The 16,860-nt window shown below is 66.0% G+C and carries 17 protein-coding genes; 9 read left to right on the top strand and 8 right to left on the bottom strand.

The window, feature by feature from the left end:
- Positions 1–3: 3 nt before the first annotated feature.
- From K9B33_RS19945 to K9B33_RS19935, 3 genes are all read right to left on the bottom strand, one after another.
- Positions 4–399 carry a hypothetical protein gene (locus tag K9B33_RS19945; protein ID WP_224550870.1) on the bottom strand — a complete coding sequence of 132 codons (396 nt, stop codon included), beginning with the start codon at positions 397–399 and terminating at the stop codon, positions 4–6.
- 24 nt (positions 400–423) lie between these two features.
- On the bottom strand, positions 424–1,167 hold the full coding sequence (locus tag K9B33_RS19940; RefSeq protein ID WP_224550869.1) for a DUF4198 domain-containing protein: 744 nt from the start codon (positions 1,165–1,167) through the stop codon (positions 424–426).
- Between the two features lie 188 nt (positions 1,168–1,355).
- Positions 1,356–2,774: an aldehyde dehydrogenase family protein gene (locus K9B33_RS19935; protein ID WP_224550868.1), complete on the bottom strand. Its 1,419-nt coding sequence runs from the start codon at positions 2,772–2,774 to the stop codon at positions 1,356–1,358.
- A gap of 132 nt (positions 2,775–2,906) precedes the next feature.
- Here K9B33_RS19935 and K9B33_RS19930 point away from each other — a divergent pair, with 132 nt between their 5' ends.
- Complete coding sequence (locus K9B33_RS19930; RefSeq protein ID WP_224550867.1) at positions 2,907–3,353, top strand: MarR family winged helix-turn-helix transcriptional regulator; 447 nt, start codon at positions 2,907–2,909, stop codon at positions 3,351–3,353.
- Positions 3,354–3,474: 121 nt separating this feature from the next.
- Positions 3,475–5,604 (top strand): acetate--CoA ligase family protein, encoded by a 2,130-nt coding sequence (locus K9B33_RS19925; protein ID WP_224550909.1) that lies wholly within the window; start codon positions 3,475–3,477, stop codon positions 5,602–5,604.
- A gap of 66 nt (positions 5,605–5,670) precedes the next feature.
- On the opposite strand, the gene K9B33_RS19920 is transcribed toward K9B33_RS19925, so the two are convergent.
- From K9B33_RS19920 to K9B33_RS19910, 3 genes are read right to left on the bottom strand one after another with little or no spacing between them, the layout of a single operon-like run.
- On the bottom strand, positions 5,671–6,174 hold the full coding sequence (locus K9B33_RS19920; RefSeq protein ID WP_129926879.1) for a DUF3237 domain-containing protein: 504 nt from the start codon (positions 6,172–6,174) through the stop codon (positions 5,671–5,673).
- A 33-nt stretch (positions 6,175–6,207) separates the two neighbouring features.
- Positions 6,208–6,957: an SDR family oxidoreductase gene (locus tag K9B33_RS19915; RefSeq protein WP_224550866.1), complete on the bottom strand. Its 750-nt coding sequence runs from the start codon at positions 6,955–6,957 to the stop codon at positions 6,208–6,210.
- Positions 6,958–6,971: 14 nt separating this feature from the next.
- Positions 6,972–7,361 (bottom strand): nuclear transport factor 2 family protein, encoded by a 390-nt coding sequence (locus K9B33_RS19910; RefSeq protein ID WP_066609147.1) that lies wholly within the window; start codon positions 7,359–7,361, stop codon positions 6,972–6,974.
- A gap of 121 nt (positions 7,362–7,482) precedes the next feature.
- Between K9B33_RS19910 and K9B33_RS19905 the strand changes: the two genes are divergently transcribed.
- A complete protein-coding gene (locus K9B33_RS19905; RefSeq protein WP_224550865.1) occupies positions 7,483–7,878 on the top strand; it encodes a nuclear transport factor 2 family protein in 396 nt (131 codons plus the stop codon).
- A 61-nt stretch (positions 7,879–7,939) separates the two neighbouring features.
- Complete coding sequence (locus tag K9B33_RS19900) at positions 7,940–8,500, top strand: MarR family winged helix-turn-helix transcriptional regulator (RefSeq protein WP_224550864.1); 561 nt, start codon at positions 7,940–7,942, stop codon at positions 8,498–8,500.
- A gap of 4 nt (positions 8,501–8,504) precedes the next feature.
- On the opposite strand, the gene K9B33_RS19895 is transcribed toward K9B33_RS19900, so the two are convergent.
- Positions 8,505–9,392: a LysR family transcriptional regulator gene (locus tag K9B33_RS19895; protein ID WP_224550863.1), complete on the bottom strand. Its 888-nt coding sequence runs from the start codon at positions 9,390–9,392 to the stop codon at positions 8,505–8,507.
- A gap of 165 nt (positions 9,393–9,557) precedes the next feature.
- Here K9B33_RS19895 and K9B33_RS19890 point away from each other — a divergent pair, with 165 nt between their 5' ends.
- Complete coding sequence (locus tag K9B33_RS19890; protein ID WP_224550862.1) at positions 9,558–10,670, top strand: S-(hydroxymethyl)glutathione dehydrogenase/class III alcohol dehydrogenase; 1,113 nt, start codon at positions 9,558–9,560, stop codon at positions 10,668–10,670.
- A complete protein-coding gene (fghA, locus tag K9B33_RS19885) occupies positions 10,670–11,521 on the top strand; it encodes an S-formylglutathione hydrolase (protein ID WP_224550861.1) in 852 nt (283 codons plus the stop codon). The genes K9B33_RS19890 and fghA overlap by 1 nt, the downstream gene beginning before the upstream one ends.
- A 251-nt stretch (positions 11,522–11,772) precedes the next feature.
- Here the strand turns inward: fghA and K9B33_RS19880 are convergent, their stop codons facing one another.
- Positions 11,773–12,987, bottom strand: a complete 1,215-nt coding sequence (locus K9B33_RS19880; RefSeq protein WP_224550860.1) for a multidrug effflux MFS transporter — start codon at positions 12,985–12,987, stop codon at positions 11,773–11,775.
- Between the two features lie 191 nt (positions 12,988–13,178).
- Here K9B33_RS19880 and K9B33_RS19875 point away from each other — a divergent pair, with 191 nt between their 5' ends.
- From K9B33_RS19875 to desA, 3 genes are all read left to right on the top strand, one after another.
- Positions 13,179–14,519, top strand: a complete 1,341-nt coding sequence (locus K9B33_RS19875) for an MFS transporter (protein ID WP_411974043.1) — start codon at positions 13,179–13,181, stop codon at positions 14,517–14,519.
- Between the two features lie 74 nt (positions 14,520–14,593).
- On the top strand, positions 14,594–15,364 hold the full coding sequence (locus K9B33_RS19870) for an alpha/beta fold hydrolase (protein WP_224550859.1): 771 nt from the start codon (positions 14,594–14,596) through the stop codon (positions 15,362–15,364).
- Entirely contained in the window at positions 15,365–16,765 is a 1,401-nt protein-coding gene (gene desA / locus K9B33_RS19865; protein WP_224550858.1) for a syringate O-demethylase, read from the top strand. It begins immediately after the preceding gene.
- Positions 16,766–16,860 lie beyond the last annotated feature (95 nt).

Below are 16,860 nucleotides of genomic sequence, written 5' to 3'. Positions count from 1 at the left end.
GCCTTATTTCGCCTGGAAGGTGGCGAAGCTCTTGGCCCCGCTCTTGTCGACCAGCGCGACCACCAGCTTGGCGCCCTTGGCGGCCTTGAAGCCCCCTGCGCTCAGCTTGTTGCCGCCGGCGGGCTTGAGCGCCGCCTCGGTCTTGGTGCCTGCGGCCGTCTGGGTGAGCTTGGCGGTGAAGCTGGCGGCCGCCAGCGGTTCATCCTCTTCGCTCAGATAGACATCGACGCCCTTGGGGCCGGCGACCAGCTCGATCATCGTCTCGCCGGTCATCTGGACCATGCCGCCATGCTGCGGTTTCATGCTGCCATGGGCGTGCAGCATCGCCGGGGCGGCGATCAGGGCGAAGGCGGCCAGACTGACGCCAAGGAACCCGGTGCGGAACATATCGGTCTTCATGGATAATCTCCTGAAAAATGCGGCTTATTCGGGCAGATGCGGCAGGACGAAGGACAGGGAGGCGCGATATTCCTCATGGTCCACCTTCTTGTCGCTCGTCTGGCCGACATAGATTCCCATCAGCACATTGATGCCCTGGTTGCGCAGCCTGATCGTCGCGGTGCCGTCCGCGCCGGTCTTGGCGGGCGCGGCCTCGTCGGGATCGTTGACATAATCCTGCATCACGGTCGCACCCGCGATCGGCTTGCCCTTATAGTAGACGCGCACCTTCATCGGTTCTCCCATCTTCTGGGGGATGGCGAGGTCGGCGGGAACGATCTGGAGCATGTGCCCCTCGAACAGCGGCACCGGCTTGGTCGGCACCTGGGTCAGATGGACGGCATATTTGAAATTATGCTCGGCTAGCGTCGCCGTCGGCACTTCGTCGCGGCCCTTGTTGTGCCACTCGCCGTCGGGCGTCTTGCTCCAATAGCCATAGTCCATGACCGCGGCGACGGCCGCGACCGGTTCGTCGCTGTCGACGACCGGGATGGCGCCGGCTTCGCGCAGGCGAGTGGCGACCGGCGCCCAGTCGCTGTCATAGCCGGTGACGGTCTTGACCAGCGGCAGCCGCTTGACCGCGTCCAGATCGTCCGCGCCCACGCCGTAGATCAGCGCCAGTTGGCGCGCGCGCTGCGCGAACCAGATGCCATGGGCGCTGGCGGGAATGGCCATGGCGGCGAGGGTGACGGTGCCGACGGCGGCAATGGCGAGGCGAGAAAAAGCCAAGTGCGAACTCCTCGATCAGGGGGTGGTCCCTTGGGATCGAGGCTATGATGACCACACGATGGAATGTTCCGAATATGTCGAATGACTAGGTGGAAAATGTCAAAAAGAGAGGGCCGAAGACGCATTATGCGTCGCCGGCCCCCTATCAGGTTACAAAAGGATGCTCGCAGGTTACAACGGGATGACGGTCAGGCGTCCGCCAGTTCCACGATGTTGACGATATGCGCCTGGGTATATTCCAGCAGGCCCGCCTCGCCCAGTTCGCTGCCCAGTCCGGATTGTTTCACGCCGCGGAAGGGGATGTTGGCGTCGATCGCCAGATGCTGGTTGACCCATACCGTGCCGGTGTCGATCTGCATGGCCACGGCGGTCGCACGCGCGACATCCTTGCCCCATACCGTGCCGGCCAGGCCATAGTCGCTGTCATTGGCGCGGGCGATGACATCGGCGATATCGTCATATTTCTGCACCGGCAGCACCGGACCGAACTGCTCCTCCTGCACCAGCGGCGCGTCTTCGGGCAGGTCGCGCACGATGGTCGGCGCGATGAAATAGCCCGGCCGGTCCATCGGCTCGCCGCCCGCCAGCACCGTGCCGCGCGTCTTGGCGTCGGCAATCAGGGCGCTGACCTTGTCATATTGCATCTTGTTCTGCACCGGGCCGATGGTCGTACCCTGCTTGGCGCCATCGTCGACGATCGCCTCGTTCGCCAGCTTCGCCAGCTCGTCGCAGAAATCGTCATACAGCGCGCTGGGGACATAGGCGCGCTTCACTGCGACGCAAATCTGCCCGGCATTGGTCATCGCGCCCTGATAGACCTTCTTGGCCACCTGCCGCGCGTCGACATCGTCCAGCACGATCGCCGCATCATTGCCGCCCAATTCCAGCGTCACCCGCTTCACGGTTCCGGCAGAGGAGGCCATGACCTTCTTGCCGGTCGCGGTCGATCCGGTGAAGGCGACCTTGGCGATATCCTTGTGCCCGGTCATCAGCGGCCCCAGTTCATTCTGGTCGCAGACGATGTTCAGCACGCCCGCGGGCAGGATCGCCTGCGCCAGCTCGCCGAACAACAGGGTGGTCAGCGGCGTCGTCGGCGCGGGCTTGGCGACCATCGTATTGCCCGTCACCAATGCCGGTCCCAGCTTGTTCATCAGCAGGATCAGCGGAAAATTCCACGGCGTGATGGACGCGACCACGCCCAGCGGCGTGCGATGCTCGATCACCTTGTTGCCGCCCTCGTCCTTCAATGTCTTAGGTTCCACCCGCATCGCGGCGAAGGCGCGCAGGGTGAAGACGCTGCCCATGATCTCGTAACCGGCCTGGTCCAGCGGCTTGCCCTGTTCGGCGGTCAGCAGGCTGGCGAATTCGCCGATCCGCGCCTCCAGCGCATCGGCCAGTTTCAGGACCAGCGCGGCGCGCCCCTCCACCGGCGTTGCCGCCCAGCCGGGCTGGGCGCGCTTGGCCGCCGCGATCGCGCGTTCCAGCAGCGCCTCGTCGGCCTTGGGACAGGCGGCGAACGATTCTGCCGTCGCCGGGTTCACCACGTCGAACGTGCTGGCGCCCGGCGTCAGTTCGCCGTCGATCAGCATCCGAAATTCATGATCCATGAGTCGCTCTCCTTATATAGGCTATCGCAGGCCGATCCGGACGGACACTTGGCTATCGCTTTCCGCAGCGGCTGGCTATATCCTGTATATGTGCGCCTGGGATACAATTTTGACAAGAGGGTATCGAAACAGATGAAACAGGGGGCCGATCTCCAGACGCTCGTCGGCTATCGCGTGCAGCGGGCCAATCTGCTGATGGAAACCGACGCGCGCGCCGCGCTGTCGGATTTCGACCTGTCGCCGGCGAAGATGACTGCGCTCATCCTGATCCGCGACAATCCCGGCTGCGACCAGACCGCGCTGGGTCGCGCGCTCAGCATCAATCGGTCGAGCGCGATGAAGCTGGTCAACATCCTGGCCGACAAGGGCTTCGTGGAACGGCGGCCTGGCCGCGACTTGCGGACCAACGCCCTGGCCTTGCTGCCCGAAGGCGCGCGCCAGCTCGAAAAGATGGTGGCTGCGGTCCGCCGGTCCGACGCGCGCATGACGCAGCGGCTGAGCGCCGACGAACTGGCGACCCTGCACGACCTGCTGGCCCGGCTCGGGCCTGCGACGGGCCTATCGGATGACGAGGGCTGAACAACATGGGCTTGCGCAAAATGTATCATAGGCGCACAATCTGCGCGAACCAGGCGGCCGATTCGACCCGATAGCGCCGCGCGAAACGGGGAGATGGACACGCGTGACCGAAGCTGTTTGCATGGATGAAACGGAAATCCTGGGTCACGGCCTGCCCTCCGCTTCGCTGGATTGCCTGCTGCGGCCCCGTTCGGTCGCGATCGTCGGCGCGTCCGACAAGCCCGGCGCGCTGGGCGCATCGGTATTGGCCAACCTCGTGCGGCAGGGTTTCGACGGAGACATCCATCTGGTCAATCCCAAGCGCACGGAGATTGGCGGGCGGCCCTGCGTCGCGTCGGTCGATGACCTGCCGGAAGGTGTCCATGTCGCTGTTCTCGCCATCCCGCGTGCCGGCGTGCTGGACACGATGCGCGGCCTCGCCCGCCGCGGCGTGCGCGCCGCCGTCATCTTCTCCGCCGGCTTTGCCGAGGACGGGCCGCAGGGCCTGGCCGACCAGCAGGCCATCGCCCGCATCGCCCGCGAAAGCGGCATGGTGGTGGAGGGGCCGAATTGCCTCGGCCTCGTCAATTTCCGCGACAATGTCTCGCTGACCTTTATCGAAATGCCGGAGGCGAAGGCGCAGGGCGATCGCCGCGTCGGCATCGTCTCGCAATCGGGCGCGATGGCCGCCGTGCTGGCGACGACCATGATCCATCGCGACGTGCCCTTGAACTGCTACATCTCCACCGGCAATGAAGCGGCCAGCGGGATCGAGGATTATCTGGCCTATCTGGTCGACCAGCCCGACACCGCCGTCATCGCCCTCATCGCTGAACATGTGCGCGATCCCGCCCGCTTCCTCGCCGCCGCCCGCGCCGCCCGCGACGCGGGCAAGGCCGTCGTGCTGCTTCACCCCGGCCGCAGCGCGGCGGGCGCGGAAAGCGCCGCCACCCATACCGGCGCGATGGCGGGCGACCATGCGGTCATGGCCGTCCATGTCCAGCGTGCCGGCGTCATCCTCGCGGACTCGCTGGAGGAACTGGGCGACATTGTCGAAATCCTCGCCCGCTCGCCCGATGCCGGGATCGGCGGGACCGGCGTCATCGCCGAATCCGGCGCGTTCAAGGCGATGATGCTCGACCTGGCCGAAGCGGTCGCGCTCGACCTGCCGAAACTGACCGATGCCGACAGCCCGGCGCTGCGCGCGGCCCTGCCCGATTTCGTCCCCGTCACCAACCCGATGGACATCACCGCCCAGGGACTGGTCGATCCGGGCCTCTACGGCCGCACGCTCGCCGCGCTGGCGCAGGACGACCGGATCGGCACGATCCTCCTCACGCTGATCCAGACCGACACCGGCACCTCGCACATCAAGTTCAAGGCGGTTCTCGACGCGCTTCAGGCGATCGGCGAGACGAAGCCGGTCATCGTCGGCGGCGTCGATGAAGGCGGCGGCGTCTTCGCCGACGATCTCGCCGCGCTGCGGGCGGCCGGCGTCACCTATCTGCCCACCGCCGAACGCACGCTGCGCGCGCTTGCCCGCATCGCCGCCCATCGTCAGCGCGACGAGCAGGTGGCCCCGCTCGCCGCCGATCCGATCGCCGATCTGGCGCAGGTCGGCAGCAGCATCCCCGAACATCGGTCGAAGGCGATCATGGGCGCGCAGGGCATCGCCTTCCCCGCCTTCGAATTGGCCCAGAGCGCGGCCGAAGCCGTCGCCGCCGCCGATCGCCTCGGCTATCCGGTGGTCTTGAAGGCCCAGTCCCCCGAACTGCCGCACAAGAGCGATGCCGGCGGCGTCATCATCAACCTGGCCGACCCGCAAGCCGTGGCGGCCGGCTGGGACCGGCTGATGGCCAATCTCGCCGCCTCGCGCCCTGGCCTCGAACTCGACGGCGTACTGGTGGAGGGGATGGCGGCCAAGGGCGTCGAACTAATCGTGGGCGCGCGCAACGATCCGCATTGGGGACCGACCATCCTCGTCGGCTTCGGCGGCGTCGCGGCCGAACTGCTGCACGATGTCTGCCTGCTCCCGCCCGACCTGACCCGGGACGCCATCATCGCGCAGATCCGTACGCTGCGCATGGCCCCGCTGCTCGACGGCTTCCGCGGCGCCCCGGCGATGGACATCGGCGCGGTCGCCGACATGGTCCAGCGCCTGGGCCGGATGGTCGCCGCCACCCCCGCCATCCGCGAAGTCGATATCAACCCGGTGATCGTCTATCCGCAAGGGCAGGGCGCGCTCGCACTGGACGCGCTGATTTCCCTATAACAATCGCCGTTCGCTTCGAGCGCAGTCGAGAAACGCTTCTCGACACGCGCGAAGCGAACGGGTTTTTTACGTCAGCGCATAATAGCGCAGCACATTCCCGTCCGCGCGCCGCTCGCCCACGCCAATGAACACATGCTTGGTCAGCCAGTCATGCTTGCCGACCGGGCATTCGAAACTGGGATTGCCGCGCAGATAATAATCCTGCTGCTCCACCGGCTCGCCGTCGCCGAACGCCCAGTCGCGCAGGCGCGCCATCGTGTCGGGCTTGCGTCCCCACAGGAAACCCCGATTATTGAGCAGGATCAGCGTGCCATCCTCTTCCTCCAGCATGTAGCGGGCGTCGAACACAGCGACGTCGTCGGGCCGGAAATAGGCATAGTCGCCGCCCGACCCCGGCACCGCCTTGCCCCTGATCCGCGGTCCCTCGAACGTCCCGCCATCGACATAGACGGCGCTGCGATTGCCGCCCATCGGCGTATTCACGATGGTCTGAACCCGCGGAAATTGCAGCCGCACCTCCATCGCGAATTCCAGACGCGGATTGTCCAGCGTCGAAAACAGATTTTCCATCAACCCAACTCCCCAATCACCCTAATTCCCTAATCACCCTAATTCCAGCGTCCCGCCGTCCACGAACAGATTGGCGGCGGTGATAAAACTGGCTTCCTCCGAAGCCAGGAACAGAACGGCATGCGCGACTTCCTCCGCCCGGCCCATGCGCTGCATCGGCACCGCCGCGATCATCGCCTCGCGCATGGCCTCCACATCGGCCTCGCTCATGCCCGGATTGCGGTGCAGCAGCGGCGTTTCGATCGGACCGGGGCTGACCAGGTTGACGCGAATGCCTTCACCCACCAGTTCGCCCGCAATGACCTTGAGCGCCGCATACAGCCCGCCCTTGGCCGCTGCATAGGCGGTATTGCCCGGCACGAAGGCATGGCCGCCGATGGATCCCGTCGCTACGACCGACCCGCCCCGGCCCATCAGCCGCAACGCCTTCTGGATGGCGAACACGCAGCCGCGCAGGTTGACGCCATGGACATGGTCCCAGTCGTCGGGCGTCAGGTCGCGGAAAGGCGCAAAGCCACCCACGCCTGCATTGACGAACAGCGTATCGATCCGCCCGTCCTGCGCCGCGATGTCGCCGATCACCGCCTCCATCGCGTCCAGATCGGCGATGTCCGCGCGATAGCCCCTTGCGCCCGCGATCCCGGCCACCGCCGCATCGATCGTCGCCTGGTCGCGCCCGCTGATCCGCACCGTCGCGCCCTCCGCCGCGAAGGCCTGCGCGCTCGCCAGGCCGATGCCGCTATTGCCGCCCACGACCAGCACGATCTTGTCCTTGAATCGCATCGCTGCCTCCCGGTTCAAAAGGGGGAATGGGGATTGGGGCTGTCGGCCGGCACATCCTGCACCACGTCCCAATGCTCGACGATCCTGTCGCCTTCGATGCGGAAGATGTCCATCACCGCAAAGCCGGTATCGCCTGCCCACCGCCGCACATGATAATGGACGACCACATGGTCGCCATCGGCAAAGCGCCGCTTGATATCATGCACCGCATCGGGATTCTCCGCCCGCACCTTGCGCAGAAAGGCTTTCAGCGGTTCCAGCCCGGTATCGACCCACTGGTTATGCTGGATATAGTCCGCCGCGATGAAGCGGTCGGCGGCGTCGCCGTCCATCGGGATCAGCACATGGTCGAACATCGCCTGCACCAGATCCAGGTTGCGCTGTTCCTGCGCACTATAGCTCATCACCCTCTCCTGCATTTTTCGCTGGCGTCGATCCGCCCTTTGCCCTTACGATAACGATCGTTATTAAAAGGGCAAGCGGGCAGGGGAAAAATCCCGCCCCTTCGGACAAGAGGAGAGGGCGATGGAACGCGCCGATTATGATCGCTATGCGCAGGCGTTCAACGACCGGGACTATGACACGGTGTTCGATTTCTACGCGCCGGGCGCCAGCATCCGCTTCTTCGGCGTGGACCTCGGCACCCGCCAAGCGTTCAAGCGCTTCTACGGCTTTCTCCACGCCCATGTCATCGAAACCCTGACGATCGAACGTTTCGCGTCCAGCGCCGATCTGGTCGCGCTCGAAGGGATCATCCGGGTCGAAGGCGTCAAGGATCTCGACGCCGCTGCGCTGGCGGCGCAGGGGCTCGACCAGTTCGCCCCGATCGCGAAGGGCCAGGTCCAGGAAATGCGCCAATATATCCATTATCATGTCGCCGACGGCAAATTCACCAGCGTCGGCTGCGCGATTGTCGGCTGAGTGACCTGCCGCACCACGCATGGCTTGACTTCACCACCGCCAGATGCCCTATCGGAAGACCATGTCGAACAGCAGCCCGCCCCGGAAACCGTCCGCGTCCTCCAAGCCGCCGCGGCCGCGCGCTGCCGAAGCCAGCCCGGCGGACACGCTCCACCGCGTGCTACGGCTGGCGAACAAGCTGATGGCGCCTTTCTCCACCTATCTGGAACATCGCTACAAGATCAGCCTCAATGAATTTCGCCTGCTGATGCTGATCGGGCGCCACCCCAATTCGGCGAGCCATGAGCTGGCCGAAATGACCGGCGTCAATCCGATGAGCGTCTCCCGCGCGGTCGCCGCGCTGCAAAAGCATGGCCGCATCGCGGTCGAGCGCGACCCCGGCAACAAGCGGCGCAAGACGCTGATCCTGACCGACGAGGGGCAGCGCCTCTACGGCCTGATGCGCCCGCAGACGGACAAGGTGGCGACCTATCTCGTCTCGGCGCTGGCAGGGCAGGAGGTCGACATGCTCAACCAGTATCTCGACACGCTGGTCGACACGCTCGAAGCCACCGACGACAGCGGCAACAGCCGGTTCCTCGAATTCACCCGGCCCGACGGCGACGACGAGCCGACGGCCTGATCGTTCAGGCCTGCCGCGCCAGCGCGGCGGGCAGTTCGGCCCGCAACAGGTCCAGCAGCCCGCTGATCTTGGGCAGCAGATGGCGACGCTGCGGATAGACCGCCCAGATCGGTTCGTCATCGGGTCGGAAATCGTCCAGCACTTCCTCCAGCGCGCCCGATGCGATGTGGGGCAGCAGGTAGAATTCGGGTAACTGGCATACCCCCATGCCCGCAATCGCGGCCTCCGCCACCGCGCCGCCGCTGTTGCAGCGCCACCGCCCCTTGGGCCGGATGCTCTCCGCCCGCCCGCCCCGCTGGAACCGCCACAGCGGCGACGTGCCGACCAGGCATTCGTGCCGCGACAGGTCGCCGGGTTTGCCGGGCCGGCCCTGCCGGTCGAGATAGGCGGGCGCGGCGCAGGTATGGAGCCGCCGCGAGGCGATCCGGGTGCCGATCAGCCGCGATTCCGCCAGCTGCCCGGTGCGGATGGCCAGGTCATAGCCCTCGCCCACCAGGTCGACCAGCCGGTTGGTCAGGTCGATGCTGATCCGCAGCTTGGCATGGCTGGAGGCATAGCGCCGCACGATCGGCGCGATGAAGCGCTCGCCCATCGCGGTGGAGCAGGTGATGCGGATATCCCCCTGCGGCTCGCCGCCCTCGCTGATCATCGCGATCGCCTCGTCTCGCTCGGCGACGATCCGGCTGCAATGGTCTAAAAAGACGCGGCCCGTATCGGTCAGCCGCACCGTCCGGGTTGTGCGGTGGAACAAAGGCGCCTGCACCCGCGCCTCCAGCGCGGCGATGGCGCGGCTCATATGGGTGGTCGACAGGCCCAGCGCCTCGGCGCCCGCCTTGAAACTGCCCGCGGCTGCGATCGCGACGAACTCGTCTATGCCTTCCCAGCGGTGCATATTGTCCCACTCCAGAAATAATGAATCCCGCAAATGCTTTCTTATCGCGCAGGCGGGATATTGCTAGAGCGGGCGACACCACCGCCGCGCGGCGCGGGCTTGCACGGGCCCCTGCCGATCGGGCACAGGATTTTCCGATTATCGGACCAATTCGGGAGTAGACCCATGAAGACCCGCGCCGCCGTCGCCTTCGAAGCCAAGAAACCGCTGGAGATCGTCGAACTCGACCTGGAAGGCCCCAAGGCGGGCGAGGTTCTGGTGGAGATCATGGCGACGGGAATCTGCCATACCGACGCGTACACGCTCGACGGGCTGGACAGCGAGGGCATCTTCCCCTCGGTCCTGGGCCATGAGGGCGCGGGCATCGTGCGCGAAGTCGGCCCCGGCGTCACCTCGGTCAAGCCGGGCGACCATGTCATCCCGCTCTACACCCCCGAATGCCGCCAGTGCAAAAGCTGCCTGTCGGGCAAGACGAACCTTTGCACCGCGATCCGCGCGACCCAGGGCAAGGGGCTGATGCCCGACGGCACGACCCGCTTTTCCTACAAGGGCCAGCCCGTCTTCCACTATATGGGCTGCTCGACCTTCTCCAATTTCACCGTCCTGCCTGAAATCGCGGTGGCGAAGATTCGCGAGGACGCGCCCTTCCAGTCGAGCTGCTATATCGGCTGCGGCGTGACCACGGGCGTGGGCGCGGTCATCAATACGGCCAAGGTGCAGGTGGGCGACAATGTCGTCATCTTCGGCCTGGGCGGCATCGGCCTTAACGTGATCCAGGGCGCACGCCTGGCCGGCGCGAACAGGATCATCGGCGTCGATATCAACCCCGACCGGGAGGAATGGGGCCGCAAGTTCGGCATGACCGACTTCCTCAACTCCAGGGGCCTGTCGCGCGAGGACACCGTGGCGAAGATCGTCGAGATGACCGACGGCGGCGCCGATTATACGTTCGACGCGACCGGCAATACCGATGTGATGCGCACCGCGCTGGAAGCCTGCCATCGCGGCTGGGGCACGTCGATCATCATCGGCGTGGCCGAAGCGGGCAAGGAGATCGCGACCCGTCCCTTCCAGCTCGTCACCGGCCGCAACTGGCGCGGCACGGCCTTCGGCGGCGCCAAGGGCCGGACCGACGTGCCCAAGATCGTCGACATGTACATGACCGGCAAGATCGAGATCGACCCGATGATCACCCATGTCATGGGTCTGGAGGAGATCAACACCGCCTTCGACCTGATGCACGCGGGCAAGAGCATCCGTTCGGTCGTCGTCTACTGATGGAAACGGTCAGCACCAATCGCGCCTTTGGCGGCGTGCAGGGCGTGTACCGGCACGCCTCTGCCGTCACCGGCACGGACATGACCTTCTCGGTCTATGTCCCCCCGCATGAGGCGGGCGCGACGCTGCCGGTCGTCTGGTATCTGTCGGGGCTGACCTGCACCCACGCCAATGTCACGGACAAGGGCGAATATCGCCGCCTGTGCGCCGAACTGGGGCTGATCTTCGTCGCACCCGACACCTCGCCCCGCGGTGAGGGCGTGCCCGACGACCCCGACGGCGCCTATGATTTCGGGCTGGGCGCGGGCTTCTATGTCGATGCGACGCAGGCGCCCTTCGCCGATCATTACCGCATGTGGTCCTATGTGACGCAGGAACTGCCCGCGCTCGTCGCCGCACATTTCCCCGCCGACCCGGATCGCCAGTCGATCATGGGCCATTCGATGGGCGGCCATGGCGCGCTCACCATCGGCCTGACCTTCCCAGACCGGTACAAGGCCGTCTCCGCTTTCGCGCCGATCGTCGCGCCCTCGCAAGCGCCCTGGGGGCACAAGGCGCTGGGCGGCTATCTGGGCGACGATCGCGCCGCCTGGCGCAAGCATGATGCCGTCGCCCTGATCGAGGATGGCGCACGTTTGCCTGCATTGCTGGTGGATCAGGGCGCCGCCGACAATTTCCTGGAGCCGCAGTTGAAGCCCGACCTGCTGCGCGCCGCCTGCGACGCGGCCGGCATCCCGCTGACGCTGACGCTGCGCGACGGCTATGACCATAGCTATTATTCCATCGCAACCTTCATGGGCGATCATCTGCGCTGGCACGCCGCGCGGCTGACGCAGCAGGGCGCGGCATGAGCATCGACTTGCTGACCGACGATGTCGTGAACGAACCCTAGCAGGGCGCGGTGCGCGAAGGGAAGGGCGCCTTCTTCGTCATCCGCGACGGCCGGATCGCGCGGGTCGGCAACCACTATAATCTCGCCGACTGGCTGGCGCAGGTCGGCTGGAGCATCGTGCGGAAAAATGGGAACCGCTTTTCTGCTTACAACGATGCGACAACAAAAACTAAGAGCGCGCGACGTACGTCGGATTTAACGCAGCATGCTCTAGGCGCGCACGCGCGCCTGCTCCAGGCCGAGCGCCGCCATCACCAGCAGCATCGTCAGGAAACTGACCCCCAGCACGCCGGTCAGCGGCAGGATGGACACCGATGGCAGCAGCGACACCGCCGCGCTTGCCGCAGCCGTGATCGCCAGTTGCAACGTGCCGAGCAATCCCGCCGCCGCCCCCGCGCCGCCGGCCGCCGCATCCAGCGCGGAAATCGCCGCAGGCGTCAGGATGAAGCCGGACAGGGCGAACAACAGCATCGAATAGGCTTGGAACAGCGCGATCGGCGCCCCCGCGCCCGCCAAAGCGATCAGCCCGGTCGCGCCGATCGCGACCAGCGCCACCCTGGTCACCAGCGGCCGCGCGCCCAGCCGCCGCATCAGCGCCGGCGCGAACTGGGTCGCGATGATCGACGTCACGGCATTCAGCGCCAGCAGCAGGCTGTAATGATGCGGCGTCAGCCCGAACCCCTGCGTATAGACGAACGGCGCGGCGGTCACGAAGGCGAAGGGCACCGTCGTCGCCAGCCCCGCCACCAGCGTCCAGCCCAGGAACGCGGGCGTCGCCAGCAACCCGCGATAGGCCTGCATCATCGGCTGAGGGCGTAGCCGCTTTTCGGGCGGCAGCGATTCCGGCAGCCTCAGCGCGACCGCCACCAGCGCCACGATGCCGCCGCCCGCCAGCAGCAGGAACAGTCCGCGCCACGGCATGATCTGCAACAGGTAACTTCCGGCCAGCGGCGCCAGCACCGGCGATATGCCGATGATCAGGAAGGTGAAGGCCATTAGTTGCGCGGCGCGATGACCGCTATGCCGGTCGCGGATCATCGCGCGCACGCTCGATGTCCCCGCACATGCCCCCATGCCCTGTAGAAATCGGCATGCGACCAGCATGGTCAGGCTGGTCGCCATCGCGCAGGCGATCGAGGCGATCGTGAACAGCGCCAGCCCGCCGATCAGCGGCCGCCGCCGCCCGAACCGGTCGCCCAAACTCCCCAACGGAATCTGCGCCAGCGCCAGCCCCAGGAAGAAGGCGGACAGCGTGCGCTGCACCGCGCCGCTGTCCGCCGCCATCGCTCGCGCCATGCCCGGCATGGCCGGCAGGTACAGGTCGATGGCGAAGGGGCCGAGCGAGGAGAGAAAGCCGAAGGCGATGCCCAGCAGCAGGCTCGGCTCGGTGTCTTTCCGGCCGGCCGGGTCGGTGGCGTGCGGCATCGTCTGGTCTGTCCTCTCCCTAATTAGTAACGAACGTTATATTTGTTTTGCGCCTTTCACAAGCGTTTGCGCGGCCTTGCGACCGGCGATGTTTCGATTTGCATATTGTGTCATCCACATACAATGTGCGCCGCATGGAGCGCAGCGCTCGCCGCCGCGCCTTGCCCCGATAAATGAGAGGAACGCCGCCCATGGCCGTCATGCCGACCGCAGCCTTGCCCGCCGACGATCCGCGCAGCATTCTGGCCAGCCGGCCGATGCGCCTGCCGCAGGTCATGGCGATCGCCATCTGCTTTCTGCTCAATGCGCTCGACGGGTTCGACATTCTCGCCGTCACCTTCGCCGCGCCGGGCATCGCCCGCGCATGGAGCATCGGCCCCGGCGCGATCGGCCTGGTCGTGTCGGCCGGGCTGGCGGGCATGGTCGTCGGCTCGCTGACGCTGGGCCAGCTTGCCGACCGCATCGGGCGTCGGCCGCAAATCCTCCTGTGCCTCGCCATCATGGTGGGCGGCATGTTGGCCTCCGCCTTCGCCCCCAGCGTCGTGCTACTCTGCCTGCTGCGCGCCTTTACCGGCCTTGGCCTCGGCGCGGTGCTGGCGGCGGTCAACGCCGCGTCGGCGGAATTCGCCAACCGGCGCCGCCGCGACCTGGCGGTCAGCATCATGGCGGCGGGCTATCCGGTCGGCGGCATCGTCGGCGGCTGGGGCGCGGCGCAATTGCTCAGGAACCATGGCTGGGAATCGATCTTCCTCGCCGGCGCCGGCGCCACCGCGCTGATGGTGCCGCTCGTGCTGCTCCTGCTGCCCGAATCGGTCAGTTGGCTCGCCACTCGCCACGGCCCGGCTGCGCTGCCGCGCATCAACGCCATATTGCGCCGGCTCGGCCAGCCGGAAGCGGGGCAGGTGATGATCGTGGACGAACCCAGGGCGTCGATGGGCCAGCTCTTCGCCGACCGCTACCGTGTCACCACGATCGCGCTGATCCTCATGTACGGCCTGCACATGATGACCTTCTATTATGCGCTGGGCTGGGCGCCCTCGCTGGTCGTGGCGCTGGGGTTCGATCCGTCGCGCGCGACGATCGTGTCGGTGTTCATGAACATGGGCGGCGCGATCGGCGGGCTGACGCTCGGCTTCCTCTCGCCGCGCCTCGGCCTGCGCCCGCTGGTGATCGGCGGGCTGGCCGGCGCGGCGGTCGCGGTCGCCGCCTTCGGCGCCGTCCCCGCCGCCATGGTCTGGCTTCAGGTGGCGGCGTTCATCCTGGGCTTTCTCGCCAATGGATCGGTGGTCGGCCTCTATGCCCTGATCGCCAATATCTATCCCACCACGCTGCGCGCGACAGGCACCGGCACGGTGATCGGCTTCGGCCGCATGGGCGCGGCGCTCGGCCCGTTCCTCGCCGGGCAATTGCTGGCGGTGGGGGCGGGCAGGGGCGTCACCTCGCTGCTGCTCGCGCTGGGTTCTGCGGTCGCCGCGCTGGTTCTGCTGCTGTCGCGTCTTCGCCCGGCGGATGAGGAAAGGCCCCTGCCTTAGCGCGGATCATTCGGGTCGCCCGCCTGCATTTTCTCTCTGGCCCGACCCGAAATATTCGTGTAGATGAAATATTCATGGATGCGAAATCATCAGATCGCGATGTCAGCGCCCCCCTCCTGATCCTGCCGGGATTGCTGTGCGATTCCCGCATGTTCGGTGAAACGCTGGCCGCTTTCCCCGGCAGCGCTGTGGTCGATGGTTTCTACCCCGGTTGCGACCGAATCGAGGCGATGGCCGATCATGTTATCGCCCACATGCCCGATCGCTGCGCCCTGCTGGGCCATTCGATGGGCGCGCGGGTCGCGCTTGAAGTCATGCGCAAGGCGCCCGATCGCGTGGAGCGGCTGGCGCTGGTCGATACCGGCGTCCACCCTGTAAAGCCCGGCGAGCGCGAGGGTCGCTACCGCCTGCGCGATATCGGCCGCGCCCAGGGCATCGGCGCGCTGGTGGCGCAATGGCTGCCGCCGATGATGGGATTCGCGGCCCTGCGCAACGAAGCGCTGATGGACGCGCTCTACGCCATGGCGGTCGCCGCCGGCCTGCCGACGTTCGAAGCGCAGATCGAGGCGTTGTTGCACCGTCCCTCGGTCGATGCGCTGCTGCCGTCGATCGACTGCCCGACCATCGCCATGGTCGGCCGGCAGGACCAATGGTCCCCGGTCGCCCAGCATATATCCATCGCCGCCGCGATTCCCGGCGCGCAACTGCGCGTCGTCGAAGGCGCCGGCCATATGATGCCTGCGGAAGCGCCGCAGGCCTTCAACCATCTCGTGCGGCAATGGCTTTCAATGCCGTCCGTGCAAGACATTTGTGAACTTCCAGATCAAGTCGAAGGAGAGGTTTGAATGACTGACAAGACCCTGCAACAGCTGCTCGATGAAAAGGGCGACATCGTCGAATTCCTGCGCAACCAGCAGGTCGGCCCCAATGCCTATCCGGGCGTGCCGGGCGAATATAGCAACTGGCGCGACGAACAGCGGAGCTGGGCGGAAAGCTCGGTCCTGTTCAACCAGAGCTTCCACATGGTCGACCTGCTCGTCACCGGCCCCGGCGCGTTCGACATGCTGGCCTATCTCGCCCCCAACAGCTTCAAGGGCTTCGTGCCGAACCGCGCCAAGCAGTTCGCCCCCGTCACGCCCGAAGGCTATGTGATCGGCGACGTCATCCTCTTCTATCTGGAAGAAGAAAAGTTCGAACTGGTCGGCCGCGCCCCCTCGATCGAATGGGTCGAATATTGGGCCTCGACCGGCAAGTGGGACGTGAAGGTGGAACGCGACGAGCGCACCATCGCCCGCCCGCTCGACCAGCAGGGCTATCGCCGCAACTATCGCTTCCAGTTGCAGGGGCCGAACGCCATGCCGGTGCTGGAAAAGGCGATGGGCCAGACCCCGCCGGACCTGAAATTCTTCCACATGGCGCCGATCATGATCGCCGGCGTCGAAGTGCGCGCGCTGCGCCACGGCATGGCCGGCCAGCCGGGCTACGAACTGTTTGGTCCGTGGGAAGATTATGACACCGTCCGCAACGCGCTGATCGAAGCGGGCAAGGATTATGGCCTCACCCTGTGCGGTGGCCGTACCTATTCGTCGAACACGCTGGAATCCGGCTGGATCCCCTCGCCGCTGCCCGCCACCTATACCGGCGAAGGCTCGAAGGGCTTCCGCGAATGGATCGGCGAAAACAGCTATGAAGGCAAATGCTCGCTCGGCGGCAGCTTCGTCTCCGACAAGATCGAGGATTACTACCTCAATCCGTGGGAACTGGGCTATGGCATCATGGTCAAGTTCGACCATGAGTTCGTCGGCCGCGAAGCGCTGGAAAAGATCAAGGATCAGCCGCACCGTCAAAAGGTGACGCTGGCCCTGGACAATGAGGATATCGTCCGCGTCATGAGCTCGATGCTCCAGACCGGCGACAAGGCGAAGTTCCTCGAATTCCCCAGCGCCGTCTATTGCATGCACCCCTATGACGCGGTGCTGAAGGACGGCAAGACCATCGGCCTGTCGACCTGGATCGGCTACACCATCAACGCCGGCCGCTTCCTGGCGCTGGCGATGGTCGACGCGGAGTTCGCCGCGCCCGGCACCGAAGTGACGCTGCTGTGGGGCGAACCCAATGGCGGCACGCGCAAGCCGACCGTCGAACCGCATGTCCAGACCGAAATCAAGGCGATCGTCTCCTCGGTCCCCTATTCGGAAGCCGCCCGCGACAACTACGCCGACGGCTGGCGCACCAAGGCCGCCTGATCGGCGGATATCCCGAGTGGGAGGGGACGGGGGATGCCGAAAGGCGTCCCCCGTTTTCGTTGGGGGACGGAGCTTCGCAAGCTATTGGTCCGGTG

Origin of the sequence: Sphingobium sp. 3R8 (assembly GCF_020166615.1) — a bacterium.
Lineage (GTDB): Bacteria > Pseudomonadota > Alphaproteobacteria > Sphingomonadales > Sphingomonadaceae > Sphingobium > Sphingobium bisphenolicum.
This window is presented reverse-complemented; position numbering and strand designations above follow the sequence as displayed.